Below are 22,140 nucleotides of genomic sequence, written 5' to 3' on the forward strand. Positions count from 1 at the left end.
CATGAGTTTTTAAGATATTGATGGTCTTCTCTCAGAGGAAGCCTTATGCAAAAAAGTCTTATCGTTTTATTCTATATCCTATCTATTCATCTTTCATACGGACAGATCAGGCTGATCGAGGGTAGAGCCTATGCAGCCAAGCGGACTATTAGTGAAGTTTTTGTTGACGGACTAGGAGATGAAGATTCTTGGCAAAATGCAGCTTGGAGTGAGTACTTCGTTGATATAGAAGGTGACAAAAAGCCTGCCCCCTACTATAAAACCAGAGTCAAGATGCTCTGGGACGACAAGTACTTTTACTTCTATGCCGAAATGGAAGAGCCGCATGTATGGGCCAAACTCACCGAACGTGATGCTGTGATTTTCCATGATAATGACTTTGAGATATTCATTGACCCTGACGGAGATACGCACAACTATTATGAATATGAGGTTAATGCCTTTAATACAGTTTGGGACTTACTTCTGACAAAACCTTATCGAGATAACGGCCATGCCATTAATAACTGGGATATCAAGGGACTAAAATCAGCTGTAAACATCAATGGAACACTGAATGATCCCAGTGATAAAGATGAGGGTTGGTCTGTAGAAGTTGCCATTCCCTGGAAAGCACTTAAAGAAGCTACGCGCACTTCAGTTCCTCCGAAAAACAACGATGTCTGGCGTGTTAATTTCTCAAGAGTGCAATGGAAAACAGAAGTTAAGGGAAGGTCCTATTTCAAGAAAAAAGATCCTCAAACAGATAAAAATCTACCCGAGCACAATTGGGTCTGGTCTCCTCAAAGAGCAATCGCTATGCACGAACCAGAATTCTGGGGTATGGTCGTTTTCTATGATATTCCAGTTGGAGAAAATATTGACTTCGTGTCTGACTTTGGGTCTGAAGAAGTGAGGCAGTTATTGTTTGATGTTCATAGGCAGCAAATCGCTCTGAGAAGAGAAAAGCAACCTTACAGTAACGACAAAGAGGCATTAATTCAACACAAGGTTTTCAATATTGGTAGAACAATTGAGTGGGAAATTGAAGCTGATGTCTATCGCTATCATGCCATTATGCAGCACCCATTTAATAAGTCTATCATTTGGCACATTAATGAATCTGGTAGACTATGGAAAGAAATAAAAAAGTAATGAATAAAAGAAAATTCCTTAAGCAACTAGGACTGGGCTCCTTCGCCATAGCCGCAACTCCGACTCTTTTTTCGTCTTGCCAATCAAACCCGCCTGAAGACTTTAAACTTTGGATGTGGGTTGGCGGTGGAGCCAATAAACCTGAGGAAGAGTGGCGTGAGCAATTCACCCGATTAAGTGAACTTGGCTTTCATGGTGTACTGGCAGGTGGAAATGTCGAAACACTTAAGACAACCGTCCCATTGGCTAAGTCATTAGGTTTAGAAATCCACTCTTGGCAATGGGTTATGAATCGTCCAGGAAACAAAGAAGCCATGGCACACCCTGAATGGTATGCCGTAAGCCGAAATGGAGATTCGAGCCTCGATGTAAACCCCTATGTTGGCTACTATCAGTGGTTGTGCCCTTCAAAACCTGAAGTCCAGGACTATATCATTAATGGTATGATTGATATTGCCGAAGTTGAGGGCTTGGATGGCGTACAGTTAGATTACGTTCGTTACTGCGATGTTATTCTCCCAAGAGGTTTATGGGAGAAATACGACCTTGTTCAAGATCATGAAATGCCAGAGTTCGACTTCTGCTATTGCGATACTTGTCGTAATAAATTCAAATCTGAAAGTGGTTATGACCCTCTAGACCTTGAAGACCCTAGTCAGGATGAACAATGGCTACAGTTTAGGTATGATTCGATTACCAACCTAGTCAATAGAATTGCGAAGGAGGTTCACTCCAGAAATAAAAAACTATCTGCATCAGTATTTGCCACCCCAAATCTGGCTCGCAAGTTTGTACGTCAGGCTTGGGATGAATGGGATCTAGACTTTGTATTCCCTATGATCTATTACCAGTTCTATGCTGAGCCATTGGACTTTGTTAGAACCGCGACAGCTGAAGGTGTGAAGGCGCTTGGAGGCTCAAAACCGCTTTACACTGCACAATACCTAAGCCAAAAGACTACAGAAGATGTCACAGCTATGATCGAAGCCGCAAAGGCTGGTGGATCGAATGGCTTAGCGTTTTACGACTATGGTCTCCTAAATGAGGATAAAGCCAAGGTATTAGAAAATCTAAGAGCTTCTAAATAAAAAAGGCCCCGCCCCGAAACTTCGGGGGTCGGGGCCTTTTATCGTTCAAGTAATCTAGTTTACTTCTTTCTCTCTTTAAGGATAATAGCATCAACAGACTTGTCTTTAACCAGTTGATTGAAGGCTGGAAGATCATTTTCCATTAAACCTTTCAAAGTCGCCAACTGGGTATCAATCTGTCTGGTCAATTCTACTCTCACAGTTTCTGCTTGAGCAGTTGGTCTCCATTCTCCACCACCAGCTACACCAAGTAGTGCTGCCAGTTTATTATTCAAGCGAATTGGGAAGTTCAATGGATCTTGACCTGACCTGTTCTTGGTCTGGTAGAGTGCCTCTTCTACGGCAGTCATCTTCTTCATTAACTCCTTACCTGACTTCACAACATCTTCGTATTTATCGTCACCCTTGATCCTACCTATCAGTCCATCCATCTGCTCTCTGGCAGCACGAATATCCTTGATGGCTTGATGAGTCTCTGTCACTTTATCACGAACTTTCATCAAGAAGTCAAATTGAGCTTGAATATCTGCATCCGTTGAAGGATAGCGAGGGTCTCTTATCAAGTTAAACTTAGTTTCTTGCGACTCATCACCGACAACAAGTTTTGCTGTGTACTCTCCAGTTGGAGCAGCTGGCCCAGGTCCGCGAATAGAAGCGGCCCACATAATTAAGCCCTCAAAACCTTCGGCATTTTCGTACCTCATGTTCCAATTGAAAGAGTTCATTCCCTTTTTAGCTTTCTGCTTGAAAGACTTCACTAGGTCGCCTTTCTTGTCATAGATTTCAATAGCGACTTTCGTTCCTTTTTCTACTTCATCTTTCATGTAGTAGTAGATCATTGGCCCAGCAGGCTTATTCTTGCCGTAAAGAAGAGAGATATTCCCTCCACCGCCACGACCGAAGCGACCTCCGCCACCTCCAAGTCTGTAGGCATCCATTGGCTTAAACATGTGGAAATTCTTTGCCGTCACCTCGTCTGATAATTGATGCAAAATGGTCAAGTCATCGATCATCCAGAATGCTCTTCCCTGCGTTGCAGCGATAAGGTTATCATTTTTGATAGCCAAATCAGTGATCGGCACGATCGGCAAGTTCATTTGGAATGGTTTCCAAGAAGCTCCGTCATCGAAGGATACAAACATGCCTCTTTCTGTTCCAGCGTATAGCAAGCCTTCTTTCTTCAGGTCAGCTCTTACTACTCTAGTAAAATAGTCGTTAGGAATACCATTGGTGATCTTAGTCCACGTTTTACCGTAATCTTTTGTCTTGTATAAGTACGGCTCGTAATCACCAAGCTTGTATTGCGTACCTGCTATGTATGCTCCTCCTTTAACAAATGGATCGGCATCTATACTGTTGATCATTAAATACTTAGGGAAATCAGGAGGTGTTACATTCTCCCAATTCTTACCGCCATCTCTGGTAACATGAATTAGTCCATCATCAGAACCAGCCCAAATCAAGTCTTTCTCGTATGGTGATTCTGTAGCTGCAAAAATGGTTGCATAGTACTCAACAGAAGTATCATCATATGTGATCGGCCCACCCGATTTACCAAGCTTGTCTGGTTCAGCTCTTGTTAGATCAGGACTGATTAATTCCCATGACTGTCCTTCGTTATATGTAACATGCAGATGGTTAGAAGCCGTGTAAAGCTTCTTAGAACTGTGTGGCGAGAAGAATATCGGGAAGTTCCACTGGAACCTGTACTTATAATCTTCGGCCCCATGTCCCATTGGGTTGTCAGGCCAAGCATTAATGTTTCGGTTGATACCCTTATCATGATCAACTCTAGTCAAGAAACCACCATAGCTACCGCCATAAACAATGTCTGGGTTATCAGGGTTTGGTGCTATGTGAGCACTCTCACCCCCAGCTGTTGATTCCCAATCGTTCTCAGTGATTGCAAAACCAAAAGAACGGTGTGCTATTCTCACAGTAGAGTTGTCTTGCTGCGCACCATAGATTCTATATGGAAATGCGTTATCTGTTGTTACTCTATAGAATTGAGCTGTTGGTTGATTATCGTCAGTAGACCAGCTATCACCACCATCATAGGACACCTGAGCGCCACCATCATCGGCAATAACTAATCTCATATTATCTTCAGGGGCAATCCACAAGTCATGGTGATCACCATGAGGTGCATTTCTTCTATTGAAGGTTCTACCACCATCAGTTGACGTATGATATCCCACATTCATTACATAGACTTTATTGACATCCTTAGTATCGGCATAAATTCTAGAATAGTACCATGCACGTTGTCTTAGTCCTCTTTCTGAATTCGTATTTCTCCAAGTCTCTCCACCATCGGTAGACTTGTAAACACCACCTTTATTGGCTTCGATAATGGAATAAATTGTGTTTGGGTTTACTGGTGAGATAGAAACACCACTAATCCCTATAGGACCATTTGGCATACCTGATTTTTCCATCAAATTCTCCCATGTCTCTCCACCATCTTTAGATCTCCAAACGCCAGAACCATCTCCACCGGAAGTAAGGCTGTAAGGTGTTCTTCTAACGCGCCAAGTACTGGCCATCATAAAGTCAGGATTATTTGGGTCAATGGATAGGTCGACTGCTCCCGCGTCTGCATTGGCAAACAATACACGACTCCAGTTTTGACCACCATCGGTAGTTTTATAAACACCACGCGTCTCACTCGTCTTGAAAAGGTCTCCCATTACAGCGACCCATGCTACATTCGAGTTCTCTGGATGCACCACAATTCGACCTACATGCATGGCATCCTTGAGCCCCATGTTGACCCAAGTTTCTCCACCATCGGTAGACTTCCAAATGCCTTCAAAACCAGAAGATACATTACCTCTTACGGTCTCTTCACCCTGACCAACGTAGATTACGTTGTTATCAGAATGGCTAACTGCAACAGCACCGATTGACCCTCCGAAATACCCATCCGAGATGTTTTTCCACGTGGTTCCGCCATTATCGGTTTTCCAGACGCCACCACCGGTAGCTCCCATATAAAATACTTTCGGCTTACCGGGAACACCAGTGACAGATGATGCTCTACCACCTCTGTATGGTCCGATAGATCGCCATTCTATGCCTTTATAAACTTCCGCTTTGGGATCAGGCGTATTTGCATTGTCAGAAGCTTTATTTCTTCTATTCCTTCGTTGTGCTTCCGCATCGTATACAAAAGAAAAAAGAAGCAAACAGGCTACAACCAACACGCCTTTTGTTGAGAATCTTTTTGCTATCATAGTTAATAGTTTGATTAAGGTAAATGTACTCAAGGTTAATGCTCTAAAAGTTATAAACAAAGGCCCACTTAGAGAAGGCCTTGACTTGGTTTTACACGAATGGAAAAAAGAAGAGTCGACCCAAAAATGAGTCGACTCTTACTACTGTTCTGTATTTAAACTTTGTTCTCTACTCTCCTTAATTGATTCTGTAAAGACTTGTATTGTTATAAGATGTCAAAAACTCTGCTCTGTTAAGAAGCTTTTTTGCTTCTACATCTTCAATTACTTCATTATCAGTCAAAACGATTGACCGTACCAAGTTATCTTCACTATCGTAAACTTTGATAGTCTCATATGATTCGGTTGCCAATTCGGCATCGAAATCATCCATAGTGACATCATTGTAAGCTCTTTCTAAAGATGCTTCCAAATCGAACATCACATTTTCTTCATTATTTGAAATCTCGTAAGATTCTATACCCGCTGTCAGCGTTACTGCTGCAGCCAATGCCAATGCGACTATCGCTGACATTGTTCTCTTTGTGTTTAACTTTCTTTTCATGACCGTTGTTGTTTCGAATGTGTTCCTTTTGCGTCTAGGTTGTTAATTTCGTGTTACCAAATTTTATTCTCTTTGGTACACTTATTATGACGGCAAAGTTCATGAAAAGTTTAATTTTAATCGAAAAAAAAGTAGATTATTTTCCCAATCGGTAAAATCCGCGGATGAACCGTAGAATATAGGGACTGAAATATCAAGCACAAAAAAGCCCGCTTGTAGCGGGCCTTTAAACCGAAATATTCTTTGGGTCAGCCAATCGCCTGTTCAAGGTCAGCAATTAAATCATCGGCATTTTCTATACCAACACTCAATCGAATAAGTGAATCTAGCAGACCAACTTTCATTCTTTCCTCTTTAGGGATGGCACCATGTGTCATGGTCGCAGGGTGATTGGCCATAGATTCTACTCCGCCTAGGGATTCTGCCAAAGCAAATAGTTTAAATTTTTCCATCACCTTAAATGACCTTTGCATATCATCTTCATGGAAGGTAAATGAAATCATCCCTCCAAAACCTTTCATTTGCTCCTTTGCAATCTCATGATTTGGATGAGATTCAAATCCAGGCCAATAGACCTTGTCTACTTCAGGATGCTGAGCCAAGAACCTTGCTACTTTCTCTCCATTCTCACAGTGCCTTTCCATTCTAAGGTGCAAAGTCTTAATACCTCTAAGTACTAGGAAACAATCCTGTGGCCCAGGAACGGCTCCACAAGAATTCTGAATAAACGCTAGTCGTTTATATAATGATTCATCATTCACTGCTATAGCTCCCATCACCACATCTGAGTGCCCACCTAAGTATTTGGTCACCGAATGCATAACTATGTCAGCTCCTAATTCCATTGGACTCTGAAGCACTGGTGAAGCAAAGGTATTATCTACCCCAAGTAGCAAACTGTGCTTTTTACTAATGGCCGAGATTGCTTTAATGTCGATAATACTCATCATAGGATTGGTCGGTGTCTCCAACCAAATGAGTTTAGTATTTTCATTCACGTACTGCTCTACTCCCGCAGCATCGTTCATATCGACAAAGTGAAACTTGATACCAAAGCCTTCAAAAATCTTTGTGAAGATTCTATAAGTACCTCCATAGAGATCATTACCACTAATTACTTCATCACCAGGCTTTAATAGTTTGACTACAGCATCAATAGCCGCAACACCTGAACCGAAAACCAATCCATAGTTTGCGTTCTCCAACATGGCTATGCTCTTCTGCAAGGCAGACCTCGTTGGGTTTTGTGACCTTGCATACTCAAAGCCTTGGTGATCCCCGGGAGACTTCTGAACATAGGTAGAGGTTTGAAAAATAGGTGTCATAATAGCCCCCGTAGATGGATCTGGTTCTACACCGGCATGCACCGCTTTAGTATCAAAATGCATTAGCTTTTACTTTTTGGTTCGGCCTTTGAAATAAGCCTCTAACTCCTTATTCATTTCATCCTCGGTCTGTTTGTAATTAGGTGTTAGAGAAAGCTGACCAGGAGTTTGCTCAATCATCAGCGTTTGCGTTGGGAATGCAAAACGTACACCTAAATGCTCGGCCAACTTGTTGACTTCCAGCATTATCTCCTGACGACACCTCAACTCAGCCGTCCAATCTGGTACTTCGAAGAATATATATAGCATCACATCCAACGAACTTGCTGCATAATCATTGAGAAATATATTGTAGTAGTCTTTTCTAGTTTCTGGGTGATTTTGAACGATTTTCTCGATACCCTTGACAAATACTTCAATAAGTCTTGCTGGAGAGTCATATGTTACTGAGAGTTTGGTATAAAACCTTCTGTACTTCCTTAAACCGTGGTTATCAACCGTACTGTTAGAGATGATACTATTAGGAACATACATCACAGAATCTCTGAAAGTTCTAATGCGCGTAGAACGAAAACCGACTTCTTCTACAGTACCATCAATCTCTCCGGAAGTCACCCAATCTCCTATCTGAAATGGACGATCAATAAAGATCATTAGCGATCCAAAGAAGTTTTTCAAAGTATCTTGAGCGGCTAAGGCGAAAGCCAAACCACCTATAGAAAGACCTGTCAACAGAGGCCATATATCGAATTTAATGCTACTGAGAATGGCTATAATTCCCACAATTACTACAAAGACCCTTAGGATCTTTCGGATCAATGGAACCAATTGATCATCTAAGGTATTCGCGGATTTGTCGGCCATTCTCTCAAAGTAGAGTCCGAGAATATCGACAAGCTTATAGAAGAAAATTGTAGCGAAAAATGGCACTAATGCTCTGGCCACCAAAATGAGATTTGCGGCAATAAAAGGTGGCAATTGCAGCGTAGGTACTAATATTTTAGAGAATTCAGCTACAATCATCAAACTGAATGGCTTAGCTGCTGGTATAAGCACATCCCTTGCTAGGTCAATCTTTCCATAACGATGCATTATACGCACCAGAAATGCCTTGATCAGGAAAATCAGGACAAAGTGTAATATAAAACCTAAAGAGATGAGTATGAGTATGCCTAAATACTGCCACAGGTGAAGCCCGAGGTACGTTTTGTTACCCAACTTAGGAAGCAGGTTCAAAAGTTTATCAGTTCCAAATGGGTAAACCTGCTTATGAATTTCGTCTATTTCAACAACGGTGCGCTCAGAGTACAACCATTGATCACCATATTTCTGAACATAGATATCAGGAAAGTCAGAAGTAAGTAAGTATCTATGCTTTTGTGTCAAAGAATCGAAATAGTTGGCTGTACGAGGTAAATCTTCTAGTCTGATATAATTCCCTGAACCATCAAAAATCTGTTTTAACTCTACAGCTAACTGCTCAATCTCACCTTGACTCCTACCTGCAGAAAAGAGTGATTTTGCCGCTTGTGCTTCGTTATGCGATCCATCCTGTAGGTACTGAAGGTGGTTGTAAATGGCATCATAGGGCGTGTTAAAACGCGATGGAAGTTCAGCTTCTTGGCCACTCAATGCAAATGCACTGAAGGTCAAAAATAAAACTAGATAGACACGAAAAGATTTAAAGTGGCTTGACCGCATAAATATTCAGCTGATCTGCGAAGTTAACAAACACTTCGTATTCAAGTCTATTCTGATAAAAAAGTATACTGGCTTGGCTACTGGCAGGTATTTCTGAGGTCAAAAGTCTACCCTCTCGATCTATCAATCTGAGCGTTTGTCTAGCCACGTCTCTAATAGCAAAAATCTCTTTACCATTTCTAAAATTGTACTGGTCTACTTTGATTGACTTAGAATTAGGGAAGTCAATGGAAAAGCGCTCCTCTCCCTTATTATCAAATATTACCAGTTTTCTTCCATCATTTCGAACAATACTAAAAGTTGTCTCCAATGCATCACTCACTGCATTGAACTCGCTTCCCGAGGCCCTTAGCAGTTGTTTTCGAGTCACTACTCTGCCATTTAAATCCACTTGGACTAACTCTCCATCAACAGTGCTCAAAGAAATAAGACTCTGACCAAAGTTCGAACCTTTCACAAAAGCGGTTTCTCCTGAAAGGCGTTTACCAATATTCAGTGGAAACCCTGCATATTCATCTCCTCTTCTGTTCAGTAGATGAATCTGGCCTGATGTTTCAACTACAACAAAGCAATCTCTACCTCTGACCCTCACATGAAAGGGTGTTTGAAGTAAGTCATTACCAATCGCCTTGGGCTGCCATCCATCTAGGGGTTCCCCCTCTTTACCATATAGATACAAGTTACCACGTCTGTCTCTTGTCAAATATCTATAGCGTTTATTGTTATCATAATCGACAACACTAGTCCCTTCAAAAGGCAGACTTGAACCATATCCTATCGGAAATCCATCGACTTCCTTTCCATTTCTGTCAATCAAATGAATTAATGAATCTGTGAACATTAGATACTGAAGCTTCTTATTGTTATAAAAGTCAATCTGATGTATATCACCTTTTAAGGTCCCGTTAATTCCCTTCTTCCATAATATTTCACCTTGTTTATCGGTCAGGTAGAGTTGATTGTCTGCATCTTGGAATATGACTTCTAAACTGGCGTCATTATGGTTTCTTACCACATAGGGTTTGGTGGTCAATTCGGCATCGGCAAACACATTAGCCTTTACTATAAGATCTTTCAAGTCACTCGCATAATCACTTGGCGTATCAAAAACGTCATTGAAGGTAACATCACCAGAAATCAAAATATTCGCTTTGGTTCGGTTAACCTGAAGCTTCAACAGACTTAGGGCCGATAATATCTCAGGGTTTGAGTCAAAAAATGTCTTCCACTTTGGTTTCAACCTATTTTTCAGAGGATCTGTAGCAAACTCAAAATCTTGCACTATTGTCAAGTCTGTTTCTTGAATCATGTCATCGATGATTCGTCTTCTATCTACTGACCTTCCCCAAGTTCTCTCATTATCAAAATCATTAAGTACCATTTTCAAAGCGTCAAGATCATCTGATATAATCAGGAAGCCTTGCAGAATCGCATAGTAAGGTGATTGGACTTCTGATGCAGCATCTCTCATCAGGCCTTCCAAAGTTTGATTGTTATTGATGAAACCGATATCGGAACTAACATATCTCTCCTTATATACAGCTGAGTCCGATGGTTGCAAGTTTTCTAATGCCAAAGCATCCAGAGTGTTCCTCAGTTGTGTTGTGTCTGTAGAAGAGAACAGCAAAACACGGCTATTCGCACCCTCACTTTTTCCAATCTCAATATTGCACAAATCTCCATTGAGAAGATCTTTCCACAGATTTGAAGCAATTTCTATTGGCCTCCAAGAGAATTTATTCGCAGCAATAGGGACTAGGTTCTCTGCAAAAATCGAAGCAGCTGATGGTGGTACCGAGCTTCCATTGGCTTTGCCGCTTCCATTAAATGTCAACTGTCTATTCTCTAAATCAATATTTACAAATAGGTTTTGATCTGATGGATTACGAAATGCCAATGACTCCATAGATTCGAAAAAAACCGCATTTAACTCTTGTAATCGAGAGCTATTTAATACAATACTCAAGTCACCTGAACCACCGAAGTCTTGGTTCAATTGTATTAAACGATTTTGGGGTTCTTCCATCGCTCTTACAACGTCTTCCACTAAAACAGTGCTTGTCGAAAAAGCCAAGTACGACCCCTCAATTAAAGTTGAGAGATTGAATTGATCTGATTGGAAGGTCAGAATCTCCTTGTCATTGAAGTTCTGAGTACTTGAAACAATATTACCCTTGACCAACTGCTCCATGATAGACTTAAGGCTGGCTCCATTCCATTCAAATCCATTGCTTTGAAGAATGAAAAGTGGTGATAGGTCATCGCTTGAGGTCGTATGCAGACTAATCCATAGCGGCAATTCTGAAATCTTCGAACTTAGTGTCTGTGCTCTTTCCAGAGAATCTATTTTGACTAAGGCTGATTCTAATGTTCTTAGCAAGGGCACTGACTTGAATGCCTCGTACCAATTCAGCTCTCTAAATTGTGCCAACGCGACCTTTGGGTTGTTAACCTTTATGGAAATTGCCGCAGTCTCAGGAATGAGTACCCTAACGTCATTTTTCGAACTGCTCAACAGTGGGTACAAGAAATACCCAAGAACAGAAAGCAGTATCAATACAATTAATAGACCCTTTGACTTCAATCGATTCGAAATTCTAAACCTCTAACGTTCAAAATTACAGACTTGTGTATTCAAACCTACATACCTGCCTTTTTTAATTGACCGTTCAAACCATTCCTTCCCCAGTGGTGTCAAAGAGAATAGATAATGGTATAGACAAACTGTTGACATTTGGTCAGTTACAAAGAATAGGATGCAATCATTCTTTTTTTGTATTGTTTATCTGACACTTTTCACTGAATTTTACGTTATCGACTTGACACTTGACTTTTGATTGCAAGTATCTTTTGGCTGGCAGATGCTAATTGATGGTTTGATTAATCAAAAATGACTGATAATGAGAATATTACTGACCCAACTAGTAGTGCTACTAGTTCTTTTTTCTTCTGCAAATACTAGTTCTGATAAAGTTTTAATTTCAGAGGTAGAATTTGCAAATGGACTTTACAAGTTTGATGACCGCCTTATAACAGGTGAGATCATTGATTACTATGAGAACGAAACCCTGAAGTTTCGGTATCGAGTCTTAGAGGGTCGTCTTCACGGCCTTGCGACAGAGTTCTTCTCTGATGGAAGTGTTAAAAGTGAGCGAAACTATACCTTTAGTAAGCTTTTTGGTTCGTTGAAAGAATACTATCCAAATGGTGATGTTAAGCTTCAATTCCAAGTCGGCTTAAATGCCTATGGATCCGGTGAAAAAGTGACCAAACTAGAGATCGCATCTGGAAGCAAACACAAATTGAAATCGAAAGATGACTGTGTGATCCATTTTATAGGTGCTGATAATAAACCACTGGATACAAGTGAAAACATCTCAATCTTAAGCCAGAGCAAATACAAACTACTGGACAAAAAAGGTAAAGTGGTTTTCGAAAATTGATTCTTTAAAAGAAGAATAAAAAAAACCCGACACCTCTATTGAAGTGTCGGGTTTTTCTTTTCAGCCTATTGAACTATAGAAGGCTGTTTGTTTTTCTCACAGCCTCTGCACTAGTCGATAAATCCTGCTTTTCAGCATCGCTCAATTCGATCTCTACAATAGACTCAATACCTTTTGCTCCGATCACAGCCGGAACTCCAATGCAAATATCATCTAGCCCATATTCTCCATTGAGCATACATGAACAAGGGAACATCTTTTTGGAATCATTGCCAATAGCCTGAACCATTGCAGATACTGCAGCACCTGGGGCATACCAGGCAGACGTACCTAGAAGTTTTGTTAACGTAGCACCACCTACTTTTGTCGCCTGTTTAACTTCTTCCAACCTGTCTTCGCTTACAAATTCTGAAACCGGAACACTGTTACGCGTTGCAAGCCTGGTAAGAGGAATCATTCCTGTATCACTGTGGCCTCCAATCACCATTCCATCAATATCTGAGATTGGTGCATTCACAGCCTCAGCAAGTCTGTACTTAAAACGAGCAGAATCAAGCGCTCCACCCATTCCAATTACTCTGTGCTTAGGAAGACCTGTTGCCTTATGCGTCAAATAAGTCATAGTATCCATAGGATTGGAGACAACTATAATGATCACACTCGGAGACTCCTTAATCAAACTTTCAGCAACCGACTTGACAATACCAGCATTTGTACTGATCAATTCTTCACGTGTCATGCCTGGTTTACGTGGAATACCAGATGTTATCACTGCCACATCACTACCTGCTGTTTTACTGTAATCACCAGTCGTTCCAGTAATTTTAGTATCAAAGCTATTTAATGATGCTGTTTGCATCAAGTCCATTGCTTTACCTTCGGCAAAACCTTCTTTGATATCTATCAGAACTACTTCAGCAGCAAAATCTTTGATCGCAATATATTCTGCGCAACTCGCACCGACTGCTCCGGCACCGACTACAGTAACTTTCATATTGAATATTTTAATTAGGTTTTAAACTTTTCGCAAAGTTAGCAACCTAGTGGCCTAAAAGAAATGGATCAGAAATAGATTGTTGAGATTTTTATAGTAAAAGTTAAAGACTGTCAGCAAGTTGATAATGCAGGACTGAATTGGTTCCGCTTCTAACTTTAAACTTATCTGAAACCCTGTATCCTACAACCCATACGATTTCATTATTTGAGCAAAGCACAAAAACAGATTCTTTTTCAAAAATGGAAAGTTTTAAATCTATGAGCAGGTCGCTCACCAATTTTTGGCCCTGCATACCTAAGGGCTGAAACTTATCTCCTTCTCTCCATCTTCTAAGATCCATTGGGAATTTCAGTTGATCAAAGTCTAGCATAACATTGATCGGGTTCTTGTCTACTTCAACGTTTTCATCTTCGTAAATCCAAGCCTTATATTCAAAGGCATGAGTAGATAAGACATCACCCAACCCAATCTTATATTCCCCTGTTGAGTTTTTGGAACGCGGTCGGATACGTATTAACTCCCTATCTAGCAACAGCTCATGTGTAAAGCTCTTAAAAAGCTTTCCAGAAGTCCCGTCCAATACCGCTATTATTTCTTCCGATTGAAAATAGTTAAAGCCAAATTCTTTTAACATTTCACTTAACACATAAGCTCCAACTTTCTGTTTAAGTAGCTTCTGTTTATGAATAGAGAAACCAAACTCCTCGACCATCAGAAGTTCAGTCTTTAGCTTTTCTATGCCCAATCTAGCGAGTCGCGACACCTCCATGTTTTTTGCCATGTTCCTTTTCATGGTAGTCAAAAAATCAGGATTCAAGGTTTCTAATTTTGGAACGACTTCTTTACGAATGAAATTCCGCTTGTAGTAGATCTCAGCATTACTACTATCTTCTCGCCACTGAATATTTTGATCATTCGCAAAGGCGATGATTTCTTCTTTGCTAAAATCAAGCAATGGTCTAATAAGTTTTAAGCCATTGACCTCCATACCCGTCAATCCATTGATTGAAGTACCCCTAGCCATATTCAGAATAAAGGTTTCAACATTGTCATTGGCATGGTGAGCTAGCAGAATTCTGTCATAGCCTTCAGTTTCACAGAGTTCATCAAACCAGCCATAGCGCAAGTCTCGAGCCGCCATCTGAGTTGAAATCTTGTTAATGGTTGCATAAGAGCTTGTATCAAACTTCTTTGGATGAAAGGTCACGTCTAATTGATTCGCCTTTTCTCTAATAAAAGCTTCATCTTGATCCGATGCATTCCCTCTAAGTTGAAAGTTACAATGAGCTACTCCATACCCAAGTCCAGAATTGGCCACCAGGTGCCATAGCACCATTGAGTCTACACCTCCGCTTATTGCCAGAAGGAATTTTCCTTTCTGCCGATTTAAGGCATGTTTTTTGATAAACTGCAAAAAGCGATTGTGCATGGGTCAAAAATAGCATAAATCGCTAATTTTGCGGCTTGTTGAAATGAGGAGAATCTTCTTTTATTTTTTGTTTTTGGTCTTGCACCTTAGTCTACTGGGACAATCCACCGTCAGGTTGGTTTATGCAGGTAAACTGAGGTCTGAAATTATTGATGGGCAGAATGTACAGAAGCTCATTGACAGCGTGCATTTGGTGCAGGGGAACACGGAGATCTTTTGTGATTCAGCATACCTTGTCAGGGCCACCAACTCAGCCTTGGCCTTTGGCCACGTCCGGGTTATTGATACTGTTGATGTAATTAATGTAAAAAGTGACTACCTAGAGTATAATGGAAACACGCGAGTAGCCTTTTTAAGAAGCAACGTCATTATGAAAGATGACAGTGCCACTCTTTATACCGACAACCTAGATTATGATCGAAATACACGCATTGGAAATTATTTTAATGGCGGAAAGCTCATCGACAATACCAGCGAACTGACAAGTAAAACAGGTTTTTACAACTCTCTCAACAAACAATCGCGCTTCTATGATTCTGTGAGAATGGTCAACGAAGATTTTTATCTAGAAACCGATACACTAATCTACAATACCCTCGATACGAGAACGAGAACCTATGGACCTACGCTTGGTATAACCACAGATGGGGACACACTACAATCAAGCAAAGGATTGTTATATAACAGACAAACACGTTATTCCGAAATCTATCAAGGTAGAATCTTTAATGCTGAATTTGATATTGAGGCGGACACACTTATAACAAACGATAGTCTTCAGCTCTATAAGGCATTCACCAATATAACCATGGTTTCGAAAGAGGATTCAATGACAATTTACGGTGACAAAGCCACATACGACAAGGTAAAAAATATTGCCGTAGCCTACGAAAACGCTTATATGAAAACCATGATGCAAGGAGACTCGCTTTTTATCAAAGCTGATACTCTTTTTTCAGATCAAAGCAATCCTGAAAACAAGTACATAACAGCCTACAAGGGTGTCCAGATGTTCAAATCAAACATGCAGGGCATCGCAGACTCAATAAGCTATAATTTTTCTGACTCAACCATTTACATGTACCAGGACCCAGTAATCTGGTCCAACGATAGTCAAATAACTGCCGATTCAATCAATATCGAAATAGTCAACGATAAGGTGGACAAGATGAACTTGGCTGTCAAATCCTTTGTCATTTCACAAGACAGTGCCAAAAACTTCAATCAAGTCTCCGGCAAGACTATGGAAGTGTTTTTTAATGAGGGCTTTGTTAGCAAAACAGACGTCAATGGAAATGGAGAAAGCATTTATTACGTTGTAGACAATTTGGGAGCCACTTCAATGAATAAGCTAAGATGCTCCTCAATGACCCTTTTCTTTGAAAGCAATGTGGTCACAGAGATAAGAACATACCGCGAAGTAGATGGCCAAGTAATTCCTGATTTTGAAATCAAAATAACTGATAAAAGACTAAGAGGCTTTAATTGGCGTTTTGCCGAAAAGCCAAAGCTCAAGGAGATTGCCAGACACCTGAGATATGACCGTTAAAAAGGGTTAAACACTTATTATTCAGTTAAAAACTAATTTTCTTTGATCATTGATTGTCGGCCCAAACGGATTGGAATTCTGACGATATACTGGTAACTTTGCACGCTTATGAAAAAAGCCCCCATTTTATTGACTTTATGCTCATTGATCTTGGTGCTCTCAAGTTGTACTACCCAATTGGCAAAACTTGAGAGATCCAACGACTATGGCGAGTTATTTAATGGAGCCGTAGCCTTCTATGAAAAAGGCCAATACGGCAAGGCAAAGGTGCTTTTCGAGAGAATTCAACCGTTCTACAGAGGATCAGAATATTCTGAAAAAATCAGATACTACTGGGCCTATTGTGAATACTACAGTGGTCTATATCAATTAGCCGCATACCAGTTTGGTGTTTTCTATGGCACCTATGCAAGAAGTCCACTGGCTGAAGAAGCTCAATATATGGAAGCTTATTCACTCTATTTAGACTCACCAGGGCCTGACCTAGAACAAAGTAGTTCTGAAGGCGCTGTTGTAGCCATGCAGAACTTTTTAAACAGATACCCTGCTTCACAGTATTACCAAGAAGCAAATGACATTATTGACGAACTCCAAGTGAGATTCGAAACAAAAGCCTACCAGACTGCTAAGCTTTATTATAAGCTAAGCACCGGACTCTCTTTTAGAAACTATCTAGAGGCGGCATTAACATCATTTCAATCCTTCAAAACGGATTACCCAGATTCTAAATTCAATGAAGAGTTGATGTTTTTGAGTGTAGAAACAAGTTTTAAACTCGCTAACAATAGCATCTTCTCACTTAAGGAGGAACGTTTTGACAAAACATTAGATTTATACAAAGACTTTGTGGAAAGATTTCCCGTCAGTGAATACTCTGATCAGGCAAAGAATTACTTTGATAGGTCCACGAACGAATTAAACAAACTGAAAACAAATTAATTATGGCAGCAAGTCCATCTATCATCACAAGAGATTCTGATAAAATCGCTGAACCAACTGGAAACATTTACCAGTCGGTAGCTATCATCTCTAAAAGAGCGAAACAAATCGCAAGTACCATGAAGGAGGAACTGAATGGTAAGCTAGCAGAATTCGCATCTACAGTTGATAACTTAGAAGAAATCTTCGAAAACAGAGAGCAAATAGAGATCTCTAAATTCTACGAAAGAATGCCAAAGCCTACTGCAATGGCCGTTGAAGAATTCATCAATGGTGAAATCTATCACAGGTTCAAAGAAGCAGAAGAAGCTGAGGGCGAAGCTAATAGCTAGTCTTTCATGTTGAAGGGAAAGAAAATATTAGTCGGGGTTACCGGCAGCATAGCAGCCTATAAGGCTGCTTTTTTAGTTCGGCTACTTGTCAAAGAGGAAGCGGAAGTGAAAGTCATTTTAACCGATGCTGCCAAGGAGTTTATCACTCCACTAACGCTATCTACCCTTTCAAAAAATCCAGTACTCTCAAAATTCACTGACGGAGATCAAGGTGAATGGAACAACCATGTGGATCTAGGTCTGTGGGCTGATGCCATGTTGATAGCGCCTGCGAGTGCCAATACAATCGGAAAGATGGCTAACGGGTTATGCGATAACCTCTTGTTAGCAACCTATCTATCAGCAAGGTGCCCTGTCTTCTTTGCACCTGCTATGGATCTTGACATGTATCAGCACCAATCAGTCTTAGACAACATAGCCAAATTGCAGTCCTTTGGTAATCAAATTATTGAGGCACAGTACGGAGAGCTGGCAAGTGGCTTGATTGGAACAGGACGTATGGCCGAGCCTGAGGATTTAGTCCAAGCTTTGAACGAGCATTTTTCAAGTAATTTACCCTTATCTGGCAAAAAAGTTCTCATTACAGCAGGGCCTACTTACGAGGCAATAGACCCCGTAAGGTTTATAGGTAACTACTCCACAGGAAAGATGGGGTACGCAATTGCCATTGCAGCCGCACAGGCAGGTGCCACTGTGAACCTTGTTTCTGGACCAACGCATTTGGACATAAACCATCCAAACATTGAGAGAATCGATGTTCGCTCAGGTAAGGAAATGTATGAAGCCTGCGATAAGCAATATGGCTCGACTGATATTACGATTTTTGCAGCTGCCGTAGCTGACTATTCTCCCAATTCAGTGGCAGATCAAAAAATTAAGAAACAGGGAGAAAGCATGTCCATAGACCTCTCGAAGACAACCGATATTGCCAAAACACTGGGCAAAAAGAAAACGGACAAACAATTGAATATTGGTTTTGCCCTAGAAACGAACAATGAAGTTGAAAACGCCAAGGAGAAAATCAAGGCCAAAAACTTCGACATGATTGTGTTAAACTCACTTCAGGATAGTGGCGCAGGTTTTGGTCATAACACAAACAAAATTTCAATCATTGACAAAGCCAATAATATTGAGCACTTTGAGTTAAAGACTAAAACGCAAGTAGCAAAAGACATTGTCAATGCCATTATCACTCAGATCAGGTAGTCTCCTTATTCTATTACTGCTTTTTGTGCAGATCAAATCAGGCGCTCAAGAACTTGATTTTACGGTTAGCATCAATGCCGATGTGGTTCAAACTACGGAAAGGGGGATTTTCGATGAAATGAGAACCGCGTTTCAAAGGTTTTTAAATGACACAAAATGGGGAGATGATCGCTTCCGTAACACTGAAAAGATAAAAGGAAATTTGGTGTTGACTATCCAAGATCAGCCCAGCATAGGCCGCTTCACAGCAAACGCACAGATTCAACTGATTAGGCCGGTCTATGGGACCTCTTATGAAACCGTTTTGCTCAACTTTGCTGATAGAGATTGGGATTTCCAGTTTACGACCTCTCAGCCCTTGCAATTCAATGAAAACAACTTTAGCAGTAACCTCACTTCTCTCCTAGCCTACTATGCCTACATAGCGATCGGCTTAGACTATGATTCTTTCAGTCCACTTGGAGGAACCCAGTTTTATGACAAGGCCCTTCTCATTGTGAACAATGCGCAAAACTCGGGTTCAACAGGCTGGGGACAATTCCAAAATAGAAGAAACCGCTATTGGTTAATTGAGAATCTAAGAATCAACAGTCAGTACGAGCCGATCAGAAGAGCCATCTATAAATATCACATACAGGCTCTAGATAAATTTCAGCGTACGCCCGATGACGGTAGGACTATCATACTAGAGTCATTGAAAGAAATCCAAAATGTGAATCGAATTCTCCCCAACTCCATTCTCATTATTGCCTTCTTAGATGCCAAAAACGATGAGATTATCAATCTCTTTTCAAAGGGCCAAATGGATGTAAGAAGGAATGTCTACAACGAGCTTTTAAAACTCGACCCTACCCGAAGATCTAAGTATCAGAAAATCGTACAGAATTAGTATTGTAGTTGGCTGCTTGAATTGATATTTTTGTTCGATGCTCAAGAGCCTTTCGATAGAAAACTATGCCCTTATAAAACACTTGCAAATCGAACCAGATGAGGCATTGAACATTGTGACGGGTGAAACCGGTGCCGGTAAATCAATCATGCTGGGTGCTCTAGGCCTCCTTCTTGGCAACAGGGCTGACACTAAAGTCTTACTCGAACAGGATCGCAAATGTGTTATTGAGGGAATCTTTGATATATCTGCTTATTCACTAAAGCCACTCTTTGAGACTTTTGATATAGACTTTGACGAGGAGTGTATTGTGAGAAGGGAGATCAGTACTTCAGGAAAATCCAGAGCTTTTGTAAATGATGGAGTTACCAATCTTGATTTCTTAAAGCAATTGGGACTTAGGCTCATGGATGTTCACTCACAACATGAAACACTTCGGCTAGCAAATAAAGACTATCAATTAGAGATAATCGATGCGGTTGCTTCTTCGGCAGATGTTCTCAATGAGTTTCAAATGGCCTATAAATCCTATCAAGAGAAACATGGCATTTATCAAAGTCTCATCACTGAGGGAGATCAAATTAAGAAAGAGTCGGATTACAACCAGTTCTTGTTCGAAGAGCTAGATAAAGCACAACTTGATGCAGAAGAGCAGGACCTCTTGGAGATAGAGTTAAGTAAGCTTGAGAATTCGGAAGAGATTAAAACGAAACTGAATAGTGCGCTAGAGATCTCTGATCGTTCTGAAATCAACCTGACAAGTATGCTGCAAGAAGTTAGGTCAATGATTAGTCAGATTAGTCAGTTTAGCCCTAAATATGCTGAATTGCTGGATAGAATAGAAAGTGCTCGAATAGAGTTAAAGGACATTGTCGGTGAGTTAGAAATTGATGAGGAAAATGTTGTTTACGATCCGAATCGAGCAGATGAAGTTCAGGAGCGATTGAACCTAATCTATAAACTGCAGCAGAAGCATCAAGTTGATTCAATTGAAGCGTTGTTAGTCATCTATAATGAACTTGGTGATAAGGTATTGAAGGTTGAAAACCTTGATGAAGCGATTGAGGAGGCCCATAAAGCAGAACAAGCGGCTTATCAAAAAGCCTTGAAACTTGCCGAAAGCCTATCGAAAAAGAGACAAGCTGTTTTCAGCGACTTTGGCCAAAAGGTAGAAAGTCTATTATCAGAACTAGGAATGCCGAACGCGACTATATCGATGGACCATTCGGTAATCGATTTAAGTGCTAATGGAATTGACCAAATTGACATTCTTTTTTCTGCCAATAAGGGAATTGCACCGCAAGCCCTGAAGCAGGCCGCATCCGGAGGAGAGTTCTCAAGGCTCATGTTCTCCATAAAGTACATACTTGCTGATAAGACTGCCCTACCGACCATTGTATTCGATGAGATTGACACTGGGATATCGGGTGAGATTGCCATCAAGATGTCCCAGATGATGCTTGAAATGGCCAAGAATCATCAAGTAATTACCATCACACACCTACCACAAATTGCGGCCAAAGGTCAATCACACTACTTTGTCTATAAAGATGAAAGCTCAAATGTGACTACCAGTAAGATCCGAAAGCTCTCTGAGGACGAACGCCTAAATGAAATTGCAGAAATGATTGGCGGAAAACAGGCCTCTGCCAATGCCTATGACTCCGCAAAAGAACTAATGAAGGGCTAACCTCGTTTTTGAGTTTATGCCTTGACTGTTATTAGCATAGTCATCCTTACTTCCGTAAAGCTTTCAGTATGAAGAGACTCATCCTAATTTTGATATTCACTCTCCCAATGGCATCCTTCATCTCTGCACAAGAGTTGAAATTCGGCAATGAGGACTTGTCAAAAGTAATAAAAGAGAAGGTATCCGCTATTTATGAAACCAAGGGCAACACCCAATTCTTTATGACAAGCGAAAGCTTTCAATCAACAAAAACCTTGGGTACGGAGATTATTGCTTACAGTAGCCAAGGCATATACAATAGAGTTATAACAAAAGGCTTTAGTAAAAACGGCCTTATGGCCACTGAATGGTTCTTTGAAGAGAATAAGCTCATTTTCGTATTTGAAGTATTTGAATACTTTGAGGAGTCGAATAAAAAAAGTAATTGGAGAAACTTTAAGGGTATATCAAGTTGGGAAGGCAGATACTACTTTCATAATGATGAATTGGTCTTTTACAAGCACACAGGCCGAGAAAGTATTGCTGAAAACTTCAACGGGAAAAGGCTGGTTCAACTATCAAAACAACTCAAAGAATTCCTCACAAAAAATTGAAGTTCATTGACCTAGTCATGAGCGAAGTAAGCCTTCCTATTTAAA

General features: G+C 40.6%; 17 protein-coding genes. 10 read left to right on the forward strand and 7 right to left on the reverse strand.

Annotated elements, in window-relative coordinates:
- Positions 1-45: 45 nt before the first annotated feature.
- Positions 46-1,134 (forward strand): carbohydrate-binding family 9-like protein, encoded by a 1,089-nt coding sequence (locus J4E76_RS18435; protein WP_208506270.1) that lies wholly within the window; start codon positions 46-48, stop codon positions 1,132-1,134.
- A complete protein-coding gene (locus J4E76_RS18440; RefSeq protein ID WP_208506271.1) occupies positions 1,113-2,222 on the forward strand; it encodes a family 10 glycosylhydrolase in 1,110 nt (369 codons plus the stop codon). Before J4E76_RS18435 ends, J4E76_RS18440 begins: the two co-directional genes overlap by 22 nt.
- A 59-nt stretch (positions 2,223-2,281) precedes the next feature.
- Here J4E76_RS18440 and J4E76_RS18445 read toward each other — a convergent pair whose 3' ends face one another.
- From J4E76_RS18445 to J4E76_RS18465, 5 genes are all read right to left on the reverse strand, one after another.
- Positions 2,282-5,458, reverse strand: coding sequence for a glycosyl hydrolase (locus J4E76_RS18445; RefSeq protein ID WP_208506272.1), 3,177 nt, complete (start codon positions 5,456-5,458; stop codon positions 2,282-2,284).
- A 178-nt stretch (positions 5,459-5,636) separates the two neighbouring features.
- Positions 5,637-6,002, reverse strand: a complete 366-nt coding sequence (locus tag J4E76_RS18450) for a hypothetical protein (protein WP_208506273.1) — start codon at positions 6,000-6,002, stop codon at positions 5,637-5,639.
- A 248-nt stretch (positions 6,003-6,250) separates the two neighbouring features.
- On the reverse strand, positions 6,251-7,390 hold the full coding sequence (locus J4E76_RS18455; RefSeq protein WP_208506274.1) for a cystathionine gamma-synthase: 1,140 nt from the start codon (positions 7,388-7,390) through the stop codon (positions 6,251-6,253).
- A gap of 6 nt (positions 7,391-7,396) precedes the next feature.
- Positions 7,397-9,028, reverse strand: a complete 1,632-nt coding sequence (locus J4E76_RS18460) for a mechanosensitive ion channel family protein (RefSeq protein WP_208506275.1) — start codon at positions 9,026-9,028, stop codon at positions 7,397-7,399.
- Positions 9,009-11,612: a hypothetical protein gene (locus J4E76_RS18465; RefSeq protein WP_208506276.1), complete on the reverse strand. Its 2,604-nt coding sequence runs from the start codon at positions 11,610-11,612 to the stop codon at positions 9,009-9,011. Before J4E76_RS18465 ends, J4E76_RS18460 begins: the two co-directional genes overlap by 20 nt.
- Before the next feature lie 316 nt (positions 11,613-11,928).
- Between J4E76_RS18465 and J4E76_RS18470 the strand changes: the two genes are divergently transcribed.
- On the forward strand, positions 11,929-12,471 hold the full coding sequence (locus tag J4E76_RS18470) for a toxin-antitoxin system YwqK family antitoxin (protein ID WP_208506277.1): 543 nt from the start codon (positions 11,929-11,931) through the stop codon (positions 12,469-12,471).
- Positions 12,472-12,544: 73 nt separating this feature from the next.
- Here the strand turns inward: J4E76_RS18470 and J4E76_RS18475 are convergent, their stop codons facing one another.
- Both J4E76_RS18475 and tilS read right to left on the reverse strand, forming a co-directional pair.
- A complete protein-coding gene (locus J4E76_RS18475; protein WP_208506278.1) occupies positions 12,545-13,465 on the reverse strand; it encodes a malate dehydrogenase in 921 nt (306 codons plus the stop codon).
- A 103-nt stretch (positions 13,466-13,568) separates the two neighbouring features.
- A complete protein-coding gene (gene tilS / locus J4E76_RS18480) occupies positions 13,569-14,897 on the reverse strand; it encodes a tRNA lysidine(34) synthetase TilS (RefSeq protein WP_208506279.1) in 1,329 nt (442 codons plus the stop codon).
- Positions 14,898-14,976: 79 nt separating this feature from the next.
- Here tilS and J4E76_RS18485 point away from each other — a divergent pair, with 79 nt between their 5' ends.
- The 7 genes from J4E76_RS18485 to J4E76_RS18515 all read left to right on the forward strand — a co-directional run bounded on the left by J4E76_RS18485 (position 14,977) and on the right by J4E76_RS18515 (position 22,095).
- Positions 14,977-16,446: an OstA-like protein gene (locus J4E76_RS18485; RefSeq protein ID WP_208506280.1), complete on the forward strand. Its 1,470-nt coding sequence runs from the start codon at positions 14,977-14,979 to the stop codon at positions 16,444-16,446.
- Positions 16,447-16,554: 108 nt separating this feature from the next.
- A complete protein-coding gene (locus tag J4E76_RS18490; protein WP_208506281.1) occupies positions 16,555-17,385 on the forward strand; it encodes an outer membrane protein assembly factor BamD in 831 nt (276 codons plus the stop codon).
- A gap of 2 nt (positions 17,386-17,387) precedes the next feature.
- Positions 17,388-17,717 carry a DNA-directed RNA polymerase subunit omega gene (locus tag J4E76_RS18495; RefSeq protein ID WP_208506282.1) on the forward strand — a complete coding sequence of 110 codons (330 nt, stop codon included), beginning with the start codon at positions 17,388-17,390 and terminating at the stop codon, positions 17,715-17,717.
- Between the two features lie 6 nt (positions 17,718-17,723).
- Positions 17,724-18,923 (forward strand): bifunctional phosphopantothenoylcysteine decarboxylase/phosphopantothenate--cysteine ligase CoaBC, encoded by a 1,200-nt coding sequence (gene coaBC / locus J4E76_RS18500; RefSeq protein ID WP_208506283.1) that lies wholly within the window; start codon positions 17,724-17,726, stop codon positions 18,921-18,923.
- Entirely contained in the window at positions 18,898-19,812 is a 915-nt protein-coding gene (locus tag J4E76_RS18505) for a DUF4835 family protein (protein WP_208506284.1), read from the forward strand. The genes coaBC and J4E76_RS18505 overlap by 26 nt, the downstream gene beginning before the upstream one ends.
- A 37-nt stretch (positions 19,813-19,849) precedes the next feature.
- Positions 19,850-21,502, forward strand: a complete 1,653-nt coding sequence (recN, locus tag J4E76_RS18510; protein WP_208506285.1) for a DNA repair protein RecN — start codon at positions 19,850-19,852, stop codon at positions 21,500-21,502.
- 68 nt (positions 21,503-21,570) lie between these two features.
- The gene (locus J4E76_RS18515; RefSeq protein ID WP_208506286.1) at positions 21,571-22,095 is read left to right on the forward strand and encodes a hypothetical protein; all 525 of its coding nucleotides are present in this window, start codon (positions 21,571-21,573) and stop codon (positions 22,093-22,095) included.
- The last annotated feature ends 45 nt before the right edge of the window (positions 22,096-22,140 follow it).

Origin of the sequence: Roseivirga sp. E12, assembly GCF_017592825.1 — a bacterium.
Taxonomy (GTDB): domain Bacteria; phylum Bacteroidota; class Bacteroidia; order Cytophagales; family Cyclobacteriaceae; genus Roseivirga.

Bases quoted from the DNA above. Each gene is read 5' to 3' on its own strand.
- J4E76_RS18435 (WP_208506270.1), top strand. From the start codon at position 46: ATGCAAAAAAGTCTTATCGTTTTATTCTATATCCTATCTATTCATCTT.
- J4E76_RS18440 (WP_208506271.1), top strand. From the start codon at position 1,113: ATGGAAAGAAATAAAAAAGTAATGAATAAAAGAAAATTCCTTAAGCAA.
- J4E76_RS18445 (WP_208506272.1), bottom strand. From the start codon at position 5,458: ATGATAGCAAAAAGATTCTCAACAAAAGGCGTGTTGGTTGTAGCCTGT.
- J4E76_RS18450 (WP_208506273.1), bottom strand. From the start codon at position 6,002: ATGAAAAGAAAGTTAAACACAAAGAGAACAATGTCAGCGATAGTCGCA.
- J4E76_RS18455 (WP_208506274.1), bottom strand. From the start codon at position 7,390: ATGCATTTTGATACTAAAGCGGTGCATGCCGGTGTAGAACCAGATCCA.
- J4E76_RS18460 (WP_208506275.1), bottom strand. From the start codon at position 9,028: ATGCGGTCAAGCCACTTTAAATCTTTTCGTGTCTATCTAGTTTTATTT.
- J4E76_RS18470 (WP_208506277.1), top strand. From the start codon at position 11,929: ATGAGAATATTACTGACCCAACTAGTAGTGCTACTAGTTCTTTTTTCT.
- J4E76_RS18475 (WP_208506278.1), bottom strand. From the start codon at position 13,465: ATGAAAGTTACTGTAGTCGGTGCCGGAGCAGTCGGTGCGAGTTGCGCA.
- tilS (WP_208506279.1), bottom strand. From the start codon at position 14,897: ATGCACAATCGCTTTTTGCAGTTTATCAAAAAACATGCCTTAAATCGG.
- J4E76_RS18490 (WP_208506281.1), top strand. From the start codon at position 16,555: ATGAAAAAAGCCCCCATTTTATTGACTTTATGCTCATTGATCTTGGTG.
- J4E76_RS18495 (WP_208506282.1), top strand. From the start codon at position 17,388: ATGGCAGCAAGTCCATCTATCATCACAAGAGATTCTGATAAAATCGCT.
- coaBC (WP_208506283.1), top strand. From the start codon at position 17,724: ATGTTGAAGGGAAAGAAAATATTAGTCGGGGTTACCGGCAGCATAGCA.
- J4E76_RS18505 (WP_208506284.1), top strand. From the start codon at position 18,898: ATGCCATTATCACTCAGATCAGGTAGTCTCCTTATTCTATTACTGCTT.
- recN (WP_208506285.1), top strand. From the start codon at position 19,850: ATGCTCAAGAGCCTTTCGATAGAAAACTATGCCCTTATAAAACACTTG.
- J4E76_RS18515 (WP_208506286.1), top strand. From the start codon at position 21,571: ATGAAGAGACTCATCCTAATTTTGATATTCACTCTCCCAATGGCATCC.